The organism is Enterobacter cloacae complex sp. IR5441, from assembly GCF_049238215.1.
Lineage (GTDB): Bacteria > Pseudomonadota > Gammaproteobacteria > Enterobacterales > Enterobacteriaceae > Enterobacter > Enterobacter hormaechei_C.
In genome coordinates, this window is record NZ_JBMKIA010000006.1 from 159,789 (window position 1) to 180,624 (window position 20,836).

Below are 20,836 nucleotides of genomic sequence, written 5' to 3' on the forward strand. Positions count from 1 at the left end.
TCTTTTATGCGCATACTTCACACCTCAGACTGGCACCTGGGTCAAAATTTTTACAGCAAAAGCCGCGCCGCGGAACATGAAGCGTTCCTGAACTGGCTGCTGGAGACGGCTCAGGCTCACGAGGTGGACGCAATTATTGTGGCGGGCGACATTTTTGATACCGGATCGCCGCCGAGCTATGCGCGTGAGCTGTACAACCGTTTTGTGGTCAACCTCCAGCAAACCGGTTGTCACCTTGTGATTGTCGCCGGAAACCATGACTCGGTGGCGACGCTGAATGAATCCCGCGATATTCTGGCATTCCTCAATACCACCGTGGTGGCCAGCGCCGGACACGCGCCGCAGATCCTGAAAAAACGCGACGGCACGCCGGGCGCAGTGCTGTGCCCAATTCCGTTTTTACGCCCGCGCGATATCGTGCAAAGCCAGGCAGGTCTGTCCGGCAGCGAAAAACAGCAGCATCTGTTGCAGGCCATCACCCGCTATTATCACCAGCAACATTCGGAAGCCTGCGCCCTGCGCGGCGATCAGGCCATTCCGATCATTGCCACCGGACACCTCACCACCGTCGGAGCCAGTAAGAGTGATGCGGTGCGCGAGATCTATATCGGTACGCTGGACGCGTTTCCGGCGCAAAACTTCCCCCCCGCCGACTACATTGCCCTCGGGCATATTCACCGGGCGCAGATCATCGGCGGCTGCGAGCATATCCGCTACTGCGGCTCGCCCATTTCGCTCAGTTTTGACGAAACGGGCAAAGCCAAATCCGTGCATCTGGTGAGCTTCACCGGAGGCAAACTTAGCGCCGTTGAGACGCTTGAGGTGCCGGTCACCCAGCCGCTGGCGGTGCTGAAAGGCGATCTGGCCGCCATTACCGCTCAGCTTGAGCAGTGGCGCGGCGCAGCGCTTAATCCCCCCGTCTGGCTCGATATCGAAATCACCACCGACGACTACCTGTACGATATGCAGCGTAAAATACAGACGCTGACGGAAGACCTTCCCGTGGAGGTGCTGCTGGTACGCCGCAGCCGCGAGCAGCGCGAGAAAATACTGCTCAACGCCCAGCGTGAAACGCTTAGCGAACTTCGGGTTGAAGAGGTGTTCGCGCGGCGGCTTGCGCATGAAGAGGTGGACGAGGCCAGACGCACCAGGCTTAACGAGCTGTTTGCCCAGACCCTGCATTCCCTCCATGACGAGGACGAAAACGCATGAAAATTCTGAGCCTGCGCCTGAAAAATCTGAATTCGCTAAAGGGTGAGTGGAAAATTGATTTCACCGCGGAGCCGTTCGCCAGCAACGGACTGTTTGCCATCACAGGCGCAACCGGCGCGGGTAAAACCACGCTGCTGGATGCCATCTGCCTGGCGCTTTATCACGAAACGCCGCGTCTTAATAAGGTCTCTCAGGCGCAAAACGACCTGATGACGCGCGATACCGCCGAATGCCTGGCAGAAGTGGAATTTGAGGTCAAAGGCGTTGCTTATCGCGCTTTCTGGAGCCAGAACCGCGCCCGCAACCAGCCGGACGGGAACTTACAGGCACCGCGCGTTGAGCTGGCCCGCTGCGAAGATGGCAAAATTCTGGCCGACAAAGTCACGGATAAGCTGGATCAAACCGCCGCGCTTACCGGGCTGGACTATGGTCGCTTTACCCGCTCGATGTTGCTCTCTCAGGGGCAGTTTGCCGCCTTCCTGAATGCTAAACCGAGCGATCGCGCTGAACTGCTGGAAGAACTGACCGGCACGGAAATTTACGGCCAGATTTCCGCCATGGTTTTTGAAAAACACAAAGCGGCACGTAACGCGCTGGAGGTGTGCGAAGCGCAGGCCGCAGGGGTTGTGCTGCTGAGCGAGGAACAGCAGCAGCACTTGCAGCAAAGTTTGCAGGCACTTACTGACGAAGAAAAAGTCCTGCTGGCACAGCAGCAAAGCCAACAGAAAGATTTTCAGTGGCTTACGCGTAACGACGAACTGATACGTGAGCAGCAGCGTGCAGCCGCTTCGCAGCAGCAGGCGCAACAGGCTCTGACGGACGCCGCGCCCCAACTGGCGAAACTCCAGCTGGCGCAGCCCGCCGCCCAGCTACGTCCGCTATGGGAGTATCAGCAGGAGCAGACCACTCGCCTGGCGCAGACAACAGAGCGAATTGTTGAAGTAAATACTCGCTTACTCGACAGAGCGGCGCAGCGCTCGCGTATTCGCAACGGTGCACTGCGCAACCGTGAACAGTTGCAGACAGAGCATACGGTACTGACGCAGTGGCTGACCGAACACGATCGTTTCCGTCAGTGGGGGCAGGAAATTGCCGGCTGGCGGGCGCATTTTACGCAACTGGGTCGCGATAAAAATCAGCTTGTTGCCCAGTCAGCGCGCATGGCTGAGCTTCGTCAGAAGCTGGCTGAGATGCCTGAAAGTACGTTGACGCTGACTGCTGAGGATCTCGCGACGGCAATGGAGCAACAGGCACAATCGCGGGCGCTCCGCCAGCGTCTGACAGCGCTTCACGCTCGCTTTCAGCCGCTGCAAAAACGGCTGCGCCAGAATGCGGAAAGCGTGCAGAAAGCGCAGGCTGAGCAGGCTAAGCTGAATGAAACGCTGATCCTGCGGCGTCAGCAGTTCAAAGAGAAAAATCAGCACTATGCCGACCTGAAAGCGCTCTGTGAGCGTGAGGCGACAATCAAGGATCTTGAGAACTATCGTGCACAGCTCGAAGCGGGTAAGCCTTGCCCGCTCTGCGGTTCACGCGAACATCCGGCAGTTGTGCAGTATCAGGCGCTTGAACTGACTGACAATCAGCGCCGCCGCGACGCGCTGGAGAAAGAGGTTGCTGCGCTAAAAGAGGAAGGATTGCTGGTGCTCGGGCAGGTGAATGCGCTGACCCAACAGATCCAGCGCGAGACAGAGGAAGCACAGGCTCTCTCTGAGGAAGAGCAAGCACTTACTAAGGAGTGGCTGGAGGTCTGCGCCTCCCTGAACATAGCGCTGAATATTCAGGATGATATAGCCCCCTGGATGAGCGAACAGGAACAGTATGAACGCCAGCTGTATCAGCTCAGCCAGCGTCTGACGCTGCAAAACCAGCTCAATGAACAGGAAGGTCAGGCGCGCCAGTACCAGCAGCAGCTGACGGCGACGCGTCAGGCGCTGGCGGCCTCGTTACAATCGCTGTCGCTTAGCGTACCCGATGAAGGGGCTGAAAGCGCCTGGCTGAGCGCGCGCGAAAGCGAATATACCCTGTGGCAGGAAAAACAGGCCCAGCACGGTACGATTCAGGAAGGTATTAACGCCCTGATGCCCATTCTGGAGACGCTGCCGGTTACCAATGATGCAGAAGCCGACGCGGTTATCCCTGAGAACTGGCGCGGCATCCACGACGAATGCGTGTCGCTGCAAAGTCAGCTCACCACCCTACAGCAACAGGAGACGCTTGAGCGTGAACGGCTCCAGCAATCACAGGCTCAGTTCAACGCCGCGCTGACCGCGAGCTGCTTTGCCGATCGGGAAGCATTTCTCTCCGCCCTGCTGGATGAAACGTCGATCCGCCAGCTTGAACAACAAAAGCAGACGCTGGAGAACCAGCTCCAGCAGGCCACGGCGCTTTCGGTGCAGGCAAGCATGCAGCTTCAGGCGCATCAGGCACAGCGCCCCGAGGGGCTGGAAACAGATGCCGCAACGCTTCAGGCGCAGTTACACCAGCTGGCGCAACAGCTTCGGGACAACACCACGCATCAGGGGGAGATCCGCCAGCAGCTCAAACAGGACGCCGATAACCGTCTGCACCAGCAGGCGCTTATGCAGCAGATTGAGGAGGCGGCGCGTCAGGCCGACGACTGGGGCTATCTCAATGCGCTGATAGGCTCCAGCACCGGCGATAAATTCCGTAAATTCGCCCAGGGGCTGACGCTGGATAATCTGGTGTGGCTTGCCAACCAGCAGCTCAACCGTCTGCATGGCCGCTATCTGCTTCAGCGTAAAGCCAGCGACGCGCTGGAGCTGGAAGTGGTCGATACCTGGCAGGCCGATGCGGTACGCGATACCCGTACCCTTTCCGGCGGGGAGAGTTTCCTGGTCAGTCTGGCGCTGGCTTTAGCGCTTTCCGATCTGGTCAGTCACAAAACGCGCATTGACTCGCTGTTCCTGGATGAAGGATTCGGCACGCTCGACAGCGAAACGCTGGACACCGCGCTGGACGCGCTCGACGCGCTGAACGCCACCGGGAAAACCATTGGCGTGATCAGCCACGTAGAGGCAATGAAAGAGCGCATTCCGGTGCAGATCAAAGTGAAGAAGATCAACGGGCTGGGATATAGCAGACTGGACAGGGAGTTTGCGGTGCAGTAAATGGGGGGATGATGCGCTCTGGTGCCCTCACCCTGGCCCTCTCCCACGGGGAGAGGGCACAAACATCAAAAACGGTTTTGCGTTTATTCCGGCCAGAGCCACGCCGCGCCGCGCACTCCGCTGGAATCTCCGTGGACGGCTTTGCGGATCGGCGTTTCGCACTCGCCGCCAAATACCCACTGTTTCACCAGCGTTGGCACCGTGGCGTACAGCCGGTCGACGTTGCTCATGCCTCCGCCCAGTACAATCACGTCGGGATCAAGAATATTGATCACATGCGCCAGTGACTTAGCCAGCCGCATTTCGTAGCGGTTGAGCGCCAGTTCAGCCACCGGATCCTGCTCCTCAACCAGACGCATAATCTCGTTACCTTTCAGCGGCTGACCGCTCAGACGATGATAATCGGTGGCAAACCCCGTGCCGGAAATAAAGGTCTCAATACAGCCCTGCTTGCCACAGTAGCACGGTACTTCGGCGCGGTATTTGAGTTCATCTTCATCCATCCACGGCAACGGATTGTGTCCCCACTCGCCCGCGGTGCCGTTGCTGCCAATATGCGAGCGCCCACCGAAGGCCACGCCCGCCCCGCAGCCGGTGCCGATAATGACCGCAAATACGGTCTGCGCGCCAGCCGCTGCGCCATCCACGGCCTCAGACACCGCCAGGCAGTTGGCATCATTCGCCAGACGCACCTCCCGGTTCAGGCGTTGGCTTAAGTCTTTATCAAACGGCTGACCGTTGAGCCAGGTGGAGTTGGCGTTTTTCACCACGCCGGTATACGGCGAAATGGAGCCGGGGATCCCCATCCCGACCGTGCCCGTCTCGCCCGTTGCCTGCTCTGCCATATCGACCAGGCGGGCAATCGTCTCTATGGTCTGGTGATAATCATCGCGCGGCGTAGGCAGACGGTGGCGAAACAGTTGCTCCCCCTGCTCGCTCAGCGCAATAACTTCTGTTTTGGTGCCGCCCAAATCAATCCCAATACGCACAAGACACTCCTCATTATTTTGATTATCAACAGAGTAGAAGCCCGCTTCCCGATTAGCAATGCAAGCGATGCGACAATTCGTTATCATGCCCGCTGATTTAACGACAAGGCCGTGGAAATTATCATGCTGTGGTTCAAAAATTTGATGGTTTACCGTCTCAGCCGCGACGTTTCGCTGCGTGCAGAAGAGATGGAAAAACAGTTAGCCGCTTACTCCTTTACCCCTTGCGGTAGCCAGGATATGGCAAAAACCGGCTGGGTTCCGCCAATGGGTTCTCAAAGCGATGCGCTGACCCACGCCAGCAGCACGGGGCAAATCATCGTTTGCGCCCGTAAAGAAGAGAAGATCCTGCCGACGCCCGTGGTTAAGCAGGCGCTCGAAGCGAAGATCTTCAAGCTGGAAGCTGAACAGGGCCGTAAGCTTAAAAAAACCGAAAAAGATTCGCTTAAGGATGAAGTGCTGCACTCGCTGCTGCCGCGCGCTTTTAGCCGCTTTAGCCAGACCATGATGTGGATCGACACCGTGAACGGGCTGATCATGGTGGACTGCGCCAGCGCCAAAAAAGCGGAAGATACGCTGGCGCTGCTGCGTAAGAGCCTTGGCTCATTACCGGTGGTACCGCTGGCGCTGGAAACGCCGATTGAGCTGACCCTGACCGAGTGGGTGCGCAGCGGGACTGCCGCGCAGGGCTTCCAGATCCTTGATGAAGCAGAGCTGAAAGCGCTGCTGGAAGATGGCGGCGTGATCCGCGCGAAGAAACAGGATCTGGTGAGCGACGAAATCGCCGTGCACATTGAAGCGGGCAAAGTGGTGACCAAACTGGCACTCGACTGGCAGCAGCGCATTCAGTTTGTGATGTGTGATGACGGCTCCGTGAAGCGCCTTAAGTTCTGCGATGAACTGCGCGATCAGAACGAAGATATCGACCGCGAAGATTATGCTCAGCGCTTTGACGCAGACTTTATCCTGATGACCGGCGAGCTGGCGGCGCTGATTCAGAACCTGGTGGAAGGTCTCGGCGGCGAAGCGCAGCGCTGACAGGCAAAACGCAGGCCGGGTAAGCGAATGCGCCACCCGGCATGCTTTTATTTCAGATAGCGGCACAGATAAGAGGTTGGCTCTGCAACCTGCAAATGGAACTCGCTGTGGCCCGGCACGTTGAAGACCTGCCCGGCACTATAGACTTTCCACTCCGTTTCACCTGGCAGCAGGACGTTCAGCGCGCCGCTGACCACCGTCATCTCTTCCGCTTCTGCGGTGCCAAAGGTGTATTCCCCTTCCGCCATTACGCCGACACTGGCGCGGCCAGTGCTGCTGCTGGTAAAACCAATGGATTTCACTTTACCGGAAAAGTATTCGTTACTTTGAAGCATGAACTGGCCCTTATATTTATAGAGAAAAATCCACTATAGGGGCCATGCTCATGACCTGTCACGCAAAATCATTACACCAGTAATTCTGACGCCAGGCGCGCCATCAGGACGTTAGAGAGCAGCACCGGAACATCCAGCGCCTTTTGCAGTAAATCACGATGCCGCTGATGGAAGCCCAGGCAGTCGAGCATCAGGACATCCGCCCCTCTGTCGATCAACTCCTGCCCGGCTGCAATCAGCTTCGCTTCGCTGTCCCAGAACGGGTTTGCCAGCGCGTACAGCGGGGTGTGCTCCAGCGCGGCCCACTTCACCGTCTGGTTATCCAGCAGTTCCTCAACGGGAACGATGACCCCAACCTGATGACCATCAACAATTGAGGCCACCAGCGGGGGGATAATCCGCATCGGTTCGAGCAGAATGGCATTACGCGCGCTGAGCCCTTTAACGGGTGCTGTGCTCATCAGCAAAATAACGTCATAGTCCTGATTGTCGAGCACTTCGATCACGCCCTGTAGCGCGCGTTCGATTTTCTGGCGCGACACATGCGCCAGTTTACCGTCACTGAGTAACGTTGCCAGGGGATCTTCCCCCTCTCCGACCGCGTAGTCTTCCATGACCTCTTCCCGACTCAGCTTCCCTAACAGACTGAGATGCGTAATTTGTTGTTCAGAGACATGCTCGGTTAAGAGCGGTAATACTTCGCTTACAGGCACCACACCAATCGTGAGGATCGCCAACGTCGCCTTCATTTTGATCGCCTTCCGTTACTACCACAACTGCCACACAGGTACAGGCTCACTACGCTGCACTGTTCATTTTTTCAACAAAACAGCACCAAGGGTAGCAGGGGATCTCTACACCGTAATGTAAAGATCGACTGGCCTTTCCGAATCCACCTGTAATAACTAAATATTAACTGCTGCTTAACATCAGCGATATGTTAAAAGTGTGATTCAGGCACGGTTGTAACGAATTCGGATTCCTGTCAGGACTTCTCAGGATCCTCATAGCGCCGTTTCGCATCCAGCGCTTCCTGTTCGGTTTCATGTTCGCTGATCAGCGAATCAGGTTTAGGGTGATCGGCACGCAGCTGGTACCAGGTTACGGTCTGATCGCCGTTACCTTTTTCAACGGTAACGATGCGGGCTTCACGTGGATAGGGAGGTCTGGTTGGCATAGCTCATCCTTTTTTTATGTCTGAGCTATGAGTATAGACGGCTGTTAGCTGGCGCAAGCCAAACGCAGGGCGGTAATAATCTGAATCGCAACTTTCTCGGGTGACGCTGACGCATCCACAACGTGGTGTGCCGCCTCGCGGTACAGTGCATCGCGTTCGGCGAGGACGTCGCTGACCTCTTCACTCAGCGGTTTCGCGGTCAGCGCCGGGCGCTGTCCCTCTTCCGGAAACGCCTCCAGCCGCCCCACCAGCGTAGAGACCGGGGCACAGAGGTAGATCACGACACCCTTTTCGCGCATAAACTGGCGGTTATACGGTGCCAGAATAATGCCCCCACCGGTCGCGATCACGGTTGACGGCGCGGTCACCGCTTCCAGCGTGGCTGTTTCACGCGCACGAAAGCTCTCCCAACCCTCATCCTCAACGATATCGGCAATGGTCTTACCGGCATTCTCCTGGAGCCAATGGTCAGTATCGACAAACTGACTCTGGCACAGACGCGCCAGCTCCAGACCAACGGTGGTTTTCCCACAGCCGCGAGGGCCAACTAAAAAGATGGGTGGGTTCATAACCAGGTGTTCCCCTTGCTGCCGGATAACTGAAGGCTGTAAAGAAATGATTGCAGTAGATGTTGCGCTAACTTTACTGCAAAGCGGTACGGAATGACAAGCCTGTGGAAGCCACACTGTACCACAAAACCGCCCGGAGGTGGGCTACGCCGGGCGGCGCTTCACTTCCAGCAGCCATTTATCCAGCTCGGCGGCAAACTGCTGGCGATCGCGCTGCGACAGGCTGTCCGGCCCACCGGTTTGCACGCCGCTGGAACGAAGCGTATCCATAAAATCACGCATGGTGAGCTTCTCGCGGATCGTTGCCGGCGAATAGCGTTCTCCGCGCGGGTTCAGCGCCGCCGCCCCTTTCGCCAGTACATCGGCAGCCAGCGGGATATCCGCGGTGATCACCAGATCTCCTGCGTCACACAGGCGTACTATCTCGTTATCCGCCACGTCAAACCCGGCCGGAACGCGCAGAGAACGGATGTATCTGGAGGGCGGCACGCGGATATTCTGGTTCGCCACCAGCGTCAGCGGCATCTGCACGCGCTCGGCAGCACGAAATAAAATCTCTTTGATGACATTCGGACACGCGTCCGCATCAACCCAAATCGCCATAGTCTCTCCCCATTATGATTCTGGTGACTATTGTCGCCTGCATTTCGTTGTTAAGCTATCAATGAGAGATAACAACGCATAATAACGGAGAGACGTGATGGATAAGAAAATCGGGTTTATCGGCTGCGGAAATATGGGCAAAGCTATCCTCGGCGGACTGATTGCCAGCGGGCAGGTGCTGCCGGGGCAGATTTGGGTCTATACCCCATCCCCGGATAAAGTCGCGGCGCTGCGTGATGAGTATGGTGTCAACGCTGCCGAAAGCGCACAGGACGTGGCTCAGGTGGCGGATATTGTCTTTGGCGCCGTTAAGCCGAATATCATGATTAAAGTCCTGAGCGAGATCACCTCCAGCCTTAACAAAGAGACCCTGGTGGTATCGATTGCCGCAGGCGTGACCCTCGATCAGCTCGCCCGCGCGCTGGGCCACGACCGTAAGATTGTTCGCGCCATGCCAAACACCCCGTCGCTGGTGAATGCCGGTATGACATCCGTTACCCCGAACGCGCTGGTCACATCTGAAGACGTGGCGGATGTACTGAATATTTTCCGCTGCTTCGGCGAAGCGGAAGTGATTGCCGAACCGATGATCCACCCGGTAGTCGGCGTGAGCGGCTCTGCCCCGGCGTATGTCTTTATGTTTATCGAAGCCATGGCCGATGCCGCCGTACTGGGTGGAATGCCGCGCGCGCAGGCCTACAAATTTGCAGCGCAGGCGGTGATGGGTTCGGCCAAAATGGTGCTGGAAACGGGTAAACATCCGGGCGAACTGAAAGATATGGTGTGCTCACCGGGGGGCACAACCATTGAAGCCGTGCGCGTGCTGGAAGATCGCGGGTTCCGCTCCGCCGTGATCGAGGCGATGGAAAAATGCATGGAAAAATCAGAGAAGCTCAGTAAGTCCTGATGCGCTACGCCGGGCGTCAGGCGGCCACTTCGGTGCGGCCCCGTCCGGCATTTTTGGCTTTATAGAGGGCCACGTCCGCCGCCTTTAGCCATTCACGATAGTGGGTGAACTGCGCCCCCCAGGGGGCAACCCCAACGCTGATACACAACCTCGCCATAGGTGCTCCGTGCAGCGGCATGTTGACCAGCCGTTCGTGGACGCGCGACATCGCTGCAATCGCGCTGTCGGCAGGCGTGCCGGACATGATCACCGCGAACTCATCCCCGCCAAAACGGCCAATATAATCGCCTGAGCGCAGGGTCAGCTGAAGCTGGCGCGTGATGGCGACAATCGCTTCATCCCCCACGTCATGCCCCCAGGTGTCGTTGATCGTCTTGAAGTGATCGATATCGATGAGCAGTATCGTCGCCTGTCGATGGCTGCGACGGCAGGCCTCAAATTCATTACGCAGCAGCGTTTCCCAGTGACGGCGATTGAACACGCCGGTCATGCCGTCGCGGGTACTCATCAGCTCAAGCCGACGCTTATGCTCTGCCAGACGGATCGCCGTGCGGTGGCTGACCCAGGCAAACAGTATGGGATAGACCACCAGCACGGGGAGCGTCAGCCACAACGACAGCGGTTCAGAGGTCAATACCACAGGAGTACCCGTGGATTGCACGGTGAGCAGAGCAGACAGAGCAAGCAGCGCCAGTCCTGTCAGAAATAACCGACATCCCCCCGATCCCATCATATTCATGCCGATCATCACGATCAGCGCCGCTGTTGGTAGCGCATTGAACCCTGTTAGCCCCATCCAGACACCGGCAATAATGGCATCGATTTTCAGATTAACAATTTCACTGCTGTGGGGTTCAGCCGAACGAAAAGCCAGCTGCCAGGCCAGATGGGGCCAGACAAAGACCCAGCCCACCAGCAATAACCACCAGACGCCGGAAAGAAACTGGCTCACCAGGACGCTGGCAAGCGGAACGAATAGCGCCGCCAGACCAACGATGCGTGCCAGCCGTATTCGCCGGGCAAATCGCAGACCGGAACGGTATGAATCATCCTGAGAAAGCTGCTGGTGCCACGCTTCCCGAATGTTCTCGTGATTGTCATAAAACTCATCATTCATCATTTTTGGGAATATTCTGAAACATTTTCCCAAATTATAGAGAGGGGGATAGCGGGGAAAGTATGAAATTTTGGGTGAGCCACAGCCGTGACTCACCCGTTAGCACTACGCCTGTTTTTTGAGGCACGCGCTCATAAACTTGCTGCGATCGTCGCCTTTCAGCATCTGCTGTGTCGCCTGGGCGTTGCACTCACGCATTTTTTGCTGCTGTGGGGTCAGGCTTTTTTCACCGGGTTTAGCCGCACCATTTTTAAGGCAGTCGCTCATGTACGTTTTACGGGCATCCCCTTTCAGGCTTTGCGATGTCGCCTGTTGGTTACAGGTCGTCATGCGCTGCTGCTGGGGCGTTAACGTTTTCTCTTCCGCGTGTGCTGAGGCGATCAGACACAGGCCAGAGAGCAGGGTAACCAGTATTGTTGTTTTCATTGCACCATCCTTTATGTGAAGTTCCACGTTAAGTCTGGCTCGTTACGGGGAAAAAACCACCCTGCGACTCTGATTTTCGCCGGGCTCTGCGGTTATTTCAGCCCTGTATCGGCACAATATTCATTAACCGGTTTCGCCGGGGGGGAGGCGGTAATTAATAACAGAAATTATGCGGTGAAAGGTGTGCTCTGTCTCAATTTAATTTTCCCTGCATAAATGTGTAAAAATAAAAACAGAGCGACGCCAGGCATCCTGCATGACAATTCTGTGACACGTCATTTCACCTCAGGCAGGTTAGCTGCGAGGATGCCTTAAAAGCTTCTTTACGTATTGCTGAAGCAGCTCCGCATCTTCCGCAGGCACCTGGGAATCAGGACGCGCTTTTTCCAGCGCGCCTTCAACGTTGTCGATCAACGCCTCCTGCTCCGGTTTTGCCATCTGTCGCAGCAGCGCCGTCACAACGATTTCCAGCGCCTCGACCTGGGCAACCAGCTCTTTCGACTCTTCTTCCTTTTGGGCAAGCTTAACCAACAACTCAGCAATGAGATTTTTCATGGTGCTATTTCCTTATGTGATTTCCCCTGAAATTAACACCCTCTCTGAATAATGAAAAGCATGGATTGGCTTTATCTTATGCAAAAGTGACATCGCTGCCAAAAAAGATATTTCAGCGCGAAAGCGAAACGTTTTCCTGAAAGAAAGGCGCCGCATTTCGTTATATAAAAATGCGGCGTTCATAAGAATAAATAATATATTATCGTGTTTACCGGGCCGACTTTGCCTCAGCGATTCGCCTGCGGCGTCGCAAGGCAAAGGCCAGTTGAATAATATTTAGCAGGACCACCACCGCCGTCGCGGCAAATACCCAGCGGAAACCCGCCATCGCCGAGACCGAGGCGCCGATAAGCGGGCCTGCTACGTTGCCTAAATACATGAACGACTGGTTGTAGCCAAAAATGCGGCCGGTTACCTGGTCACTGGAATATTTCACCAGCAGCGTCTGAACAGCGGGCAGCATGGCGCCATCTGCGAAGCCAAGCAGGAAGCGCAGGATGCCGAGCTGAAGAGGTGTGGTGACGAATGACATGGCAAAGAAAAGGATCACCGCAATGATGAGCGTTGCCATCAGAATACGTGCCGTACCGATCCTGTCGCCCAGTTTCCCCAGACGCGGAGCAGACATCAGCGCCGACACGCCCGGCACCGCGGCAATCATCCCGCTCAGAAAAGCAATGTTGCTGCTGTCCGGCGCCATCGACTTGATAAACAGCGCCAGAATCGGCCCTACCGAACCGTTACAGAGCTGGATCACCATCGTCGTCACAAAGAGGCTAATCATCAGGCCAGGATAAGGCAGCGAGGCGAAAACCGCTTTTCCGCTCAGGCGTTCGGATTTACTGACAACAGGCCGCCCGCCCTCTTTAATCAGAAAAAGGGTGACCAGAAAGCTGATCGTTAGCAGGATCGCGGTAATGATAAAGACCGCACGCAGCCCGACATGGTCCGCCAGGAAGCCGCCGAGCAGCGGGCCGCCAATGACCCCGCTGATCTGGGCCGTGGAAAGCGTGCTGAGCGCCCAGCCGCTTCGCTCACGCGGTACCTGTGAGGCCACCAGCGCCATGGCATTCGGAATGTAACCGGAGGTCAGCCCCATTATCGCCCGCAGAATAAACAGCTGCCAGACGTTGGTGGCGAAGGCCTGGAGCAAAATGGCTATCGCCATCCCCAGCGAGGCGCGGAGCAGCATCAACTTGCGCCCCTTGCGATCCGCCAGGCTGCCCCACATCGGCGACACAATGGCGGAGACCAGAAACGTCACGCTGAACGTCAGGCCGGACCACATCGAGAGCGCTTCATGGGAAGTCACTCCCAGCTGCGACACATACAGCGGCAGGAAGGGCAATATCTGGCTGATAGCCAGTCCGGTGAAGAAGCAGCCGAACCAGACTGAAATGAGGTTAACTTTCCAGGATTCCATAACAGAAATAGTCTTCATTTTTAGGCGAATTCGCCGACAGATTAGCAAGTTACGCGCAATGACATAGCGCCAGAGATGCGGCCTTGCAGACTTTGGTGTTTTATCTTCCCAGTCATCATATTTGTGAAATAAGTCACAATTTATCCAATTTTTGGCGGAAGATTATGCTTCATCGACATAATCCATAGCCGCGCATCCCCAGATGGAAATGGTTGGCATGGGCGGCATTATAGTCCGGCCCCAGACCGTTACCGTAATAGCCACAGCTTGCCGAGAGCAGGGCCTGTAGCCAGGGCTGCGTCTTTTCCGCTTTCCAGCCGTTCAGGACGGTAACGCGCTGTCCATTTGCCAGCCTGAAAGCGCTGATATCCAGCGCATCCGCCGTGGCATGTTCGCTGCGCCGCGCATCCGGGCGGCTGTAGATATTACGGCAGGCGAAGCTGCCCAGATGTTCAATACGGGTAAGCTCGCTTCCCGTCCAAGTTTTAGTGAGCGGTCGGGCCTGCTGGCTGATAAACAGCGCCGAACTTAACGCCAGCGGGCAACTGGCCAGAAAGCTGCTGTTCAGGCTGACCGGGCCAAAATCGCGCACGCGCACCACGTTACTCAGCGGACACTCCCCGGCGCTGTCAGCGACAGCCTGGGTACGGATAAGCTGGCGTTGATTCGCCTGCGCTAACAGGCTTTCGCATGCCTTCGGTGTTAAACGTCGAAGTTTAAACTGGGTTATTTTTCCGGGCGGATCGTCAAGCGTAAGCGGCACGAAAGGATTGTAATACGGCGGCAACCAGCGGTAGCCCACCGTGGCGATCCCGGCAATAACAATAAGAATAAGCAGACCTTTTCCTTTCACGCGCCCCCCTTCAGCATCCCCAAAACATTATGGCAGAAGGCCGCGAAACCCGCCGGGCATCGTGGTATGTTATGGGCTTTTCGTCAGACTGGAAGAGAGTGAGATGGCAAAGCAGCGCGTAGGTATTGTCTTTGGGGGAAAATCGGCAGAGCACGAGGTGTCATTGCAATCGGCTAAAAATATCGTTGATGCGATTGATAAAAGCCGTTTTGACGTGGTGCTGCTGGGCATTGATAAACAGGGCCAGTGGCATGTTAACGATGCCAGCCAGTATCTGTTACACGCTGACGATCCGGCGCACATTGCCCTTAATCCTTCTGATGTCAGCGTCGCAACGGTTCCAGGCGTGGAACAGGGACAGCTTATCGATGCCGGGAACGCGCAGGCGCTGGCACAGATTGACGTAGTGTTCCCTATCGTTCACGGCACGCTGGGCGAAGACGGCTCTCTGCAAGGCATGTTGCGGATGGCAAACCTGCCGTTTGTCGGTTCCGATGTGCTGGGCTCTGCCGCCTGCATGGATAAAGACGTCACAAAACGTCTCCTGCGCGACGCCGGTCTGAATATTGCGCCGTTCGTGACGCTCACTCGCGCCAACCGCGATAAACACAGCTTCGCGCAGATCAAGGCGCAACTCGGCCTGCCGCTGTTTGTGAAACCGGCGAATCAGGGCTCGTCCGTCGGCGTCAGCAAAGTCACCAGCGAAGCGCAGTTTAACGATGCCGTTCGTCTGGCCTTTGAATTTGACCATAAGGTGGTGGTTGAGCAGGGAATTAACGGTCGTGAAATTGAGTGCGCCGTACTGGGCAACGACTTCCCGCAGGCGAGTACCTGTGGTGAAGTGGTACTGAACAGTGACTTCTATTCCTACGACACCAAATATATTGACGACAAAGGTGCCCAGGTTGTGGTTCCCGCCGCGCTCGATCCTGACGTTAACGACAAGATCCGGGCGATCGCCGTTGAAGCCTATCAGGCGCTGGGATGCTGTGGGATGGCGCGCGTCGACGTGTTTCTGACGCCGGATAACGAGGTGGTGATTAACGAAATCAACACTCTGCCGGGCTTTACCAATATCAGCATGTACCCGAAGCTGTGGCAGGCCAGCGGGATAAGCTATCCGGAACTGATCACCCGCCTGATTGAACTGGCGCTGGAGCGCCACGCCGCTGACAGCGCCCTGAAAAGTTCCGTTAACTAACGGTTAGTCAGCTTTCTCTGCCGTCGTCGTCTCATCGGGACGACGGCGGATAATAAATCCCGCCAGCCAGAAACTGATTACCCAAGTTACCAGCCCAACCGCATAGGTTTGCCAGCCTTTCGCTTCAAATCCCAGCAGCCCGACAACACCGTTGAGAATAAAGATCAGCCCGATCGCAAAGGCGTAGTAATGCCAGTCACGGCGTAATTTGGAAGTGAGCTTCATGACAACTCCGGCAGAAAAAAAACTATCCTCTCACAGTTTGATAAAGGCGTCTGTGGCGGATACGTAAATTCTGAAATGCAGCGCAGTTTCACTTATGTTATCAATTTGTGACGTGATGCAGAAATCGACAATCCAGGAGAAATCCTGAGCCGAATTTCCCACGATTCTGATATTGACAAATGCTATGACCTGTCACACTCACCCTGTACGACGCGTATTAAAACAGAGTGATATTATCGGGAGGTCTTATGGCAGACTTTACATTGTCGAAACCGATTTTTGGCGGAAAACAACCAAAAACCTCCACAGCGGGGAATATTGCCTATGCCCTGTTTGTTCTGTTTTGTTTCTGGGCAGGAACCCAACTGCTGAATATGCTGGTGCATGCCCCTGGCGTGTATGAGCATCTGATGCAGGTGCAGGATACAGGCCGCCCGCGCGTTGAAATCGGTTTAGGCGTGAGCACCGTATTTGGACTCATTCCCTTCCTCGCGGGCAGCATGGTTCTGGGCGTGATTGCCCTTGTCCTGCGCTGGCGCAACCGCCACTGATTACAGTCCCATACAGCGTGCCCGACGATCGTCAACGCGTTTCGCGAACCAGGCGGTCGTCAGGTTACGCGTGATCTTCGGGCTTTCCAGCTGAATGCCTGGCAGAATGGCTCTGGGTAAAGCCTTTCCACTTTTCTTCTCGGCCAGCGCAAAGACCTGCTTATACAGATCCGTTTTCTCAAACGCCAGGCTGTCGCCCTTCTCCAGCTGTCGGCGAATGTCGCTGTTGCTCATCTCCAGCTTCGTCGAGAGTTTTCGCACCGCACGTTCGGTGGTCCCGGCCTCACTGCTGCCGTAAGCAATGAGATCGCCGTCCAAAGCGAGCTTCACACCGCTGGCGCGGCTTACCGCATTCTGGAAGGCTGCATTTCGGCTGGCATACCAGCCCGCGTTAAAGTCGGCAAAGCGATACAGCGGTTTATCGTAGTTGGCCGGATAATTCAGCAGGTGATACGTCCCAAACCACAGCCCACCGCGCAGGGAGAAGACCTCCTGACGTACCGTACCGTCGATATCCCACGGATAGCCGTCGGTATGCTTTTCCGCAAATGCGATACTGACCTGCATCGGACCGCCGGTATGCACCGGATTTAGCGAGCCAAACAGCTTCTGCCCCATCGGCACCATATTGATGAAATCATCGAAAATGGCGCTAAGCTGTTTCTCGGTTTTCACCGTATCCAGCCGTTCACTGTAGCTTTTACCGTTTGGCGAGGTGATTTTAAGGGCGGTATGCACCAGGAAAACCGGGATATGCATCGATTCGGCCCGGCGGTCGATCTCCTTCCAGGCGATTTTGTTCAGGCCAGGCACTACAGGATCTGACTGATACATCGATTCCTGCTGCGCCACCGCGAGCACCGAGCAGATATTCTCCTCGGTAGGCGCGATCTTCTGGCTTTTGAAGGTCGCTGCCAGCGCATCAGCCCACTCACTGCGATCCTTCACGCTGGCGGGCATTTTTTGCCGCACCACGCTCGCCACATCAACGGGCTTCTCCCCTTCTTTGAGCGGGGCAGCCCCTTTTTCGGCACAGCCCGCCAGCACAAAAGCGGCGAGTAACGTCAGCGGTAATGCACGTGGTACGGCAAATGGCATAGCAATTCCTTTTTAACCTAATGTATGGGTGACTTCCTGCACGTCCTTATCGTCCAGCTCACGCTCGAAACTGCGTAAACGTTTGTAGATGGACATCAGCTCCACCAGCGTAGTCCAGGAGCTGATCAGATACTGGAACGAACCGCGAACCTGACCAAAGACGTTGGTGATTTGGGTCATCAGACCGAGCGTAATCGTACCCGCAACGATGGACGGGAACAGCAGGAACAACCCGAAAACGTTATCAACCTGAAGATAAAGAATGCGCGCGATATTGAAATACATGTAATGGAAATAGAGGCGGAAATAGTTACGACGTACGGCGCCAAACAGCTCACGCACGGTAGGCGGTGACGCACGGTTGGCATCGTCTTCGCCATACACCAGTTCTTTACGGTAGGCCGCTTCCACGCGCTGGTTTTTAAACTCCAGCCCCGGCAGCTTGATCCCCACCACCGCCAGCAGCCCCGTTCCCATCAGCGACCAGACAATCGCAGCAATCACAAGGCCGTATGGCAGATGGCCGACAATCGGCAGCTCCGGAACGTGCGACGAGAGCGTCACCAGCACCGGCAGGAAGGCGATCAGCGTCATGATGGCGTTGATAAAGCTCACGCCCATATCTTCCAGAGTAGAGGCAAAACGCATGGTGTCTTCCTGCACACGCTGTGCGGCACCTTCGATATGCCGCAGGTGCTGCCAGTGCGCCATATAGTGTTCGTTCATCGCGGTACGCCAGCGGAACACATAGTGGCTGACGAAAAAGTTATTCATCACGCCGATCACCACGGCGATGAGGGCGATGCCGAGGAAGATCCCCACCTCATGGTAGAACTGGTTAATGGTCACTTTATGCGGCGAACTCAGCGCCGTCTGGATCAGATCGTAAAACGGCGCATACCAGGCGTTTACCGCTACGCCCACCTCCACCAGGAACCAGGTGACAAAGATGATTAACGACGTGCCGAGAATCGACCAGTATTGCCAGCGGTGAGGAGAATAGACAAACCAGAACATGGCAAAAAGCCCTACGCAGAGCACGTAATAAGCGTAGAAAAGCAGATAGCTCATGGACCAGAAGCGCGCTGCGCTAATGGGAATGTCGCCCGTTGCCCCCGTAAGACGGGTCAGCCACGCGCCGCCACCGGCCTGCCAGAAAATGACAGCCAGCAGTGCCCAAATAAATGCCGACAGGAAAAAGGGCCCCGGCTTTGGGAAAAAAGACTTAAACATTGTGCTTCCTTCTTGTTGTTATGGCTGTTGCTGTGTTCAACATATCGCCACACGAAACCTTGCCTGTGCCAGCCTCCCGGCTCAGGCAAAAAAGTGAGACCTGCGGGTGAATTATTAGTTCGCTTCACAGTTTTCAGGAATTGTTTCGGTGCGTTTCATTCGCAACAGCGATCGTAGCGTCTATCATACGGTCGATGTCACAAAATGGGAGCCACGCCGCAAGTAAATTGTTCAAATTTACCCACGGTTACGTTTTTCTCGCTATCGTTATGCAAATCGGGCCATTGCCCGACGCCGATTAGTAGTATAACTACCCGTAACTTTCCTTATTCACTTGATGGATGCTTTTCGTTGAAACGTTGTCTGCTCTCTATCGCCGCGCTGTGTGCGGTGAGCCTGTCCACCGCCCAGGCAGCACAGCCTCTGACGGCCCCGGTTCTGGCCTCTGACATTGCCGATCGCTACGCGAACCTTATTTATTACGGCAGCGGTGCGACGGGAATGGCGCTGGTCGTGATCGACGGTAACCAGCGGGTGTTTCGCAGCTTCGGTGAAACACGACCGGGAAATAACGTTCGTCCGCAGCTGGATTCCGTTATCCGTGTCGCATCGATAACCAAGCTGATGACCAGCGAAATGCTGGTGAAACTGCTCGATCAGGGCGTGGTGAAACTCGACGATCCGCTCAGCAAATATGCACCGCCCGGCGCTCGCGTTCCGACATATCAGGGAACGCCGATCAGACTGGTGAATCTGGCGACCCATACCAGCGCCCTGCCGCGAGAACAGCCCGGTGGCGCTGCGCATCGCCCTGTCTTTGTCTGGCCAACCCGCGAGCAACGCTGGAACTACCTGAGCACAGCAACCCTGAAATCGGCCCCGGGCTCGCAGGCCGGCTATTCTAACCTGGCGTTTGATCTACTGGCCGACGCTTTAGCGACGGCGTCGGGTAAGCCTTACCCTCAACTGTTTGAAGAGCAGATCACGCGTCCGCTCGGGATGAAAGATACCACTTACACCCCTTCCCCGGACCAGTGCAAGCGTCTGATGGTGGCGGAAAAAGGGGCCAGCCCGTGCAATAACACGCTGGCCGCCATTGGCAGCGGTGGCGTTTACTCTACGCCTGGCGACATGATGCGCTGGATGCAGCAGTTCCTCTCATCGGATTTTTACGCGCGCAGCAATCAGGCCGACCGAATGCAGACGCTCATCTACCAGCGTGCTCAGCTACGACGCGTCATTGGCATGGATGTTCCAGGTAAAGCCGATGCCCTCGGCATGGGCTGGGTGTATATGGCGCCAAAAGATGGCCGACCTGGGATTATTCAAAAAACCGGTGGAGGTGGCGGATTCATCACCTACATGGCGATGATTCCGCAATCAAACGTAGGCGCTTTTGTGGTGGTCACCCGGTCGCCAAATACACGCTTCGTGAATATGAGTGATGGCGTAAATAATCTGGTGGCCGAGCTGAGCGCCAATAAAGCGCAGGTGCTTACGGCCTCTAACTGATCTCAATAGTCCGTGGGCAAACGGTTGATACTGATCAGTTTGCCCCGGCTCATATTGATGTAGTTCCCCTGTCGCAGCGCCGCCAGAACCTCAGCAACGACCGAACGAGAAATACGAGTGCTACGCTGAATATGATTCATAACACCAATTTTTGAACGTAGCGTGTCATCCCACTCGGCCATATTGATCAGCATCGCCCGGATTTGGCTATAGGAATTATTTCCGACCAATTGCATGTCACGTTTTCCCAATAAATGGTTAAGCCATGACAGCCAGCAGAAAGCCTCTTGCCAAAGTTGCGCGTCCTGAATAAGCTGGTACGCGTCAGATGCCGGTAAATAAAACCCGGTACAAGGCGTTTGTGCCATCAGAGAATATTCAAGATAGTTTTCATTTATCCATGCGCTTAAACCGTGGATATACGGTGCCCGCGCAATACCCATAAGTAATTCGTCTGATTTACGGTGGACGGCCGTCAGGCCGGATTGTATGACAACGGTCAATGGTTCATCATCATTATTGCCGGTAGTTATTAATTGTTGTGGTTCGATCTTAAATGGGGTACCGGCGACTTCCATACACTTTATGAGCCGGCTTAATTCAGAAAGTGGCTTCGCATTAACGTTCATGCATACCTCAAGTCATCTGTATCTGTCGGTTCTTTATAATTTTTAAAACACATAA

Annotated in this window: 22 protein-coding genes; 7 read left to right on the plus strand and 15 right to left on the minus strand. The window is 55.7% G+C overall.

Translation table 11 applies throughout. From position 1 onward, the window contains the following. Positions 1 to 6: 6 nt before the first annotated feature. Together sbcD and sbcC are read left to right on the plus strand one after the other, a co-directional pair. On the plus strand, positions 7 to 1,212 hold the full coding sequence (sbcD, locus tag ACOTX5_RS09825) for an exonuclease subunit SbcD (RefSeq protein ID WP_045911119.1): 1,206 nt from the start codon (positions 7 to 9) through the stop codon (positions 1,210 to 1,212). Then, positions 1,209 to 4,340, plus strand: a complete 3,132-nt coding sequence (gene sbcC / locus ACOTX5_RS09830; protein WP_045911120.1) for an exonuclease subunit SbcC — start codon at positions 1,209 to 1,211, stop codon at positions 4,338 to 4,340. The genes sbcD and sbcC overlap by 4 nt, the downstream gene beginning before the upstream one ends. Positions 4,341 to 4,423: 83 nt before the next feature. On the opposite strand, the gene mak is transcribed toward sbcC, so the two are convergent. Then, positions 4,424 to 5,329 carry a fructokinase gene (mak, locus tag ACOTX5_RS09835; RefSeq protein WP_045911121.1) on the minus strand — a complete coding sequence of 302 codons (906 nt, stop codon included), beginning with the start codon at positions 5,327 to 5,329 and terminating at the stop codon, positions 4,424 to 4,426. A 123-nt stretch (positions 5,330 to 5,452) separates the two neighbouring features. On the opposite strand from mak, the gene rdgC reads away from it, so the two are divergent. Next, positions 5,453 to 6,367, plus strand: a complete 915-nt coding sequence (rdgC, locus tag ACOTX5_RS09840) for a recombination-associated protein RdgC (RefSeq protein ID WP_006809928.1) — start codon at positions 5,453 to 5,455, stop codon at positions 6,365 to 6,367. 47 nt (positions 6,368 to 6,414) lie between these two features. On the opposite strand, the gene ppnP is transcribed toward rdgC, so the two are convergent. From ppnP to ACOTX5_RS09865, 5 genes are all read right to left on the minus strand, one after another. Further along, a complete protein-coding gene (gene ppnP / locus ACOTX5_RS09845; protein WP_003859131.1) occupies positions 6,415 to 6,702 on the minus strand; it encodes a pyrimidine/purine nucleoside phosphorylase in 288 nt (95 codons plus the stop codon). 71 nt (positions 6,703 to 6,773) lie between these two features. Continuing rightward, on the minus strand, positions 6,774 to 7,451 hold the full coding sequence (locus tag ACOTX5_RS09850) for an AroM family protein (protein ID WP_003859133.1): 678 nt from the start codon (positions 7,449 to 7,451) through the stop codon (positions 6,774 to 6,776). 236 nt (positions 7,452 to 7,687) lie between these two features. Beyond that, positions 7,688 to 7,879: a protein YaiA gene (gene yaiA / locus ACOTX5_RS09855; RefSeq protein WP_003859135.1), complete on the minus strand. Its 192-nt coding sequence runs from the start codon at positions 7,877 to 7,879 to the stop codon at positions 7,688 to 7,690. A gap of 44 nt (positions 7,880 to 7,923) precedes the next feature. Continuing rightward, the gene (gene aroL, locus ACOTX5_RS09860; protein WP_017383154.1) at positions 7,924 to 8,448 is read right to left on the minus strand and encodes a shikimate kinase AroL; all 525 of its coding nucleotides are present in this window, start codon (positions 8,446 to 8,448) and stop codon (positions 7,924 to 7,926) included. Positions 8,449 to 8,592: 144 nt separating this feature from the next. After that, positions 8,593 to 9,051, minus strand: a complete 459-nt coding sequence (locus ACOTX5_RS09865) for a YaiI/YqxD family protein (RefSeq protein ID WP_003859141.1) — start codon at positions 9,049 to 9,051, stop codon at positions 8,593 to 8,595. A 97-nt stretch (positions 9,052 to 9,148) separates the two neighbouring features. Here ACOTX5_RS09865 and proC point away from each other — a divergent pair, with 97 nt between their 5' ends. After that, entirely contained in the window at positions 9,149 to 9,958 is an 810-nt protein-coding gene (proC, locus tag ACOTX5_RS09870) for a pyrroline-5-carboxylate reductase (protein WP_015571314.1), read from the plus strand. A 16-nt stretch (positions 9,959 to 9,974) separates the two neighbouring features. Here the strand turns inward: proC and adrA are convergent, their stop codons facing one another. The 5 genes from adrA to ACOTX5_RS09895 form a co-directional block, all read right to left on the minus strand. Continuing rightward, positions 9,975 to 11,078 (minus strand): diguanylate cyclase AdrA, encoded by a 1,104-nt coding sequence (adrA, locus tag ACOTX5_RS09875; RefSeq protein WP_047727237.1) that lies wholly within the window; start codon positions 11,076 to 11,078, stop codon positions 9,975 to 9,977. Positions 11,079 to 11,180: 102 nt separating this feature from the next. Next, positions 11,181 to 11,501 carry a phosphate starvation-inducible protein PsiF gene (gene psiF, locus ACOTX5_RS09880; RefSeq protein WP_015571316.1) on the minus strand — a complete coding sequence of 107 codons (321 nt, stop codon included), beginning with the start codon at positions 11,499 to 11,501 and terminating at the stop codon, positions 11,181 to 11,183. Positions 11,502 to 11,795: 294 nt separating this feature from the next. After that, a complete protein-coding gene (gene iraP, locus ACOTX5_RS09885; RefSeq protein WP_003859148.1) occupies positions 11,796 to 12,056 on the minus strand; it encodes an anti-adapter protein IraP in 261 nt (86 codons plus the stop codon). 208 nt (positions 12,057 to 12,264) lie between these two features. Beyond that, positions 12,265 to 13,479: a multidrug efflux MFS transporter gene (locus tag ACOTX5_RS09890; RefSeq protein WP_015571317.1), complete on the minus strand. Its 1,215-nt coding sequence runs from the start codon at positions 13,477 to 13,479 to the stop codon at positions 12,265 to 12,267. A gap of 169 nt (positions 13,480 to 13,648) precedes the next feature. Beyond that, on the minus strand, positions 13,649 to 14,332 hold the full coding sequence (locus ACOTX5_RS09895; protein WP_045339415.1) for an extensin family protein: 684 nt from the start codon (positions 14,330 to 14,332) through the stop codon (positions 13,649 to 13,651). A gap of 103 nt (positions 14,333 to 14,435) precedes the next feature. Here ACOTX5_RS09895 and ddlA point away from each other — a divergent pair, with 103 nt between their 5' ends. Next, positions 14,436 to 15,533, plus strand: a complete 1,098-nt coding sequence (gene ddlA, locus ACOTX5_RS09900) for a D-alanine--D-alanine ligase (protein WP_045142032.1) — start codon at positions 14,436 to 14,438, stop codon at positions 15,531 to 15,533. A gap of 3 nt (positions 15,534 to 15,536) precedes the next feature. Here the strand turns inward: ddlA and ACOTX5_RS09905 are convergent, their stop codons facing one another. Beyond that, positions 15,537 to 15,758, minus strand: a complete 222-nt coding sequence (locus tag ACOTX5_RS09905) for a DUF2754 domain-containing protein (protein ID WP_015571318.1) — start codon at positions 15,756 to 15,758, stop codon at positions 15,537 to 15,539. A 248-nt stretch (positions 15,759 to 16,006) separates the two neighbouring features. Here ACOTX5_RS09905 and ACOTX5_RS09910 point away from each other — a divergent pair, with 248 nt between their 5' ends. After that, positions 16,007 to 16,309 carry a DUF2755 family protein gene (locus ACOTX5_RS09910; protein WP_003859159.1) on the plus strand — a complete coding sequence of 101 codons (303 nt, stop codon included), beginning with the start codon at positions 16,007 to 16,009 and terminating at the stop codon, positions 16,307 to 16,309. Here the strand turns inward: ACOTX5_RS09910 and ACOTX5_RS09915 are convergent, their stop codons facing one another. After that, positions 16,310 to 17,407 (minus strand): DUF1615 domain-containing protein, encoded by a 1,098-nt coding sequence (locus ACOTX5_RS09915; protein WP_017383149.1) that lies wholly within the window; start codon positions 17,405 to 17,407, stop codon positions 16,310 to 16,312. 12 nt (positions 17,408 to 17,419) lie between these two features. Then, positions 17,420 to 18,640: a peptide antibiotic transporter SbmA gene (sbmA, locus tag ACOTX5_RS09920; RefSeq protein ID WP_003859162.1), complete on the minus strand. Its 1,221-nt coding sequence runs from the start codon at positions 18,638 to 18,640 to the stop codon at positions 17,420 to 17,422. 351 nt (positions 18,641 to 18,991) lie between these two features. Between sbmA and ampH the strand changes: the two genes are divergently transcribed. Then, on the plus strand, positions 18,992 to 20,152 hold the full coding sequence (ampH, locus tag ACOTX5_RS09925) for a D-alanyl-D-alanine-carboxypeptidase/endopeptidase AmpH (RefSeq protein ID WP_003859164.1): 1,161 nt from the start codon (positions 18,992 to 18,994) through the stop codon (positions 20,150 to 20,152). Positions 20,153 to 20,154: 2 nt separating this feature from the next. On the opposite strand, the gene ACOTX5_RS09930 is transcribed toward ampH, so the two are convergent. Further along, positions 20,155 to 20,781, minus strand: a complete 627-nt coding sequence (locus tag ACOTX5_RS09930; protein WP_017694440.1) for a helix-turn-helix domain-containing protein — start codon at positions 20,779 to 20,781, stop codon at positions 20,155 to 20,157. Positions 20,782 to 20,836 lie beyond the last annotated feature (55 nt).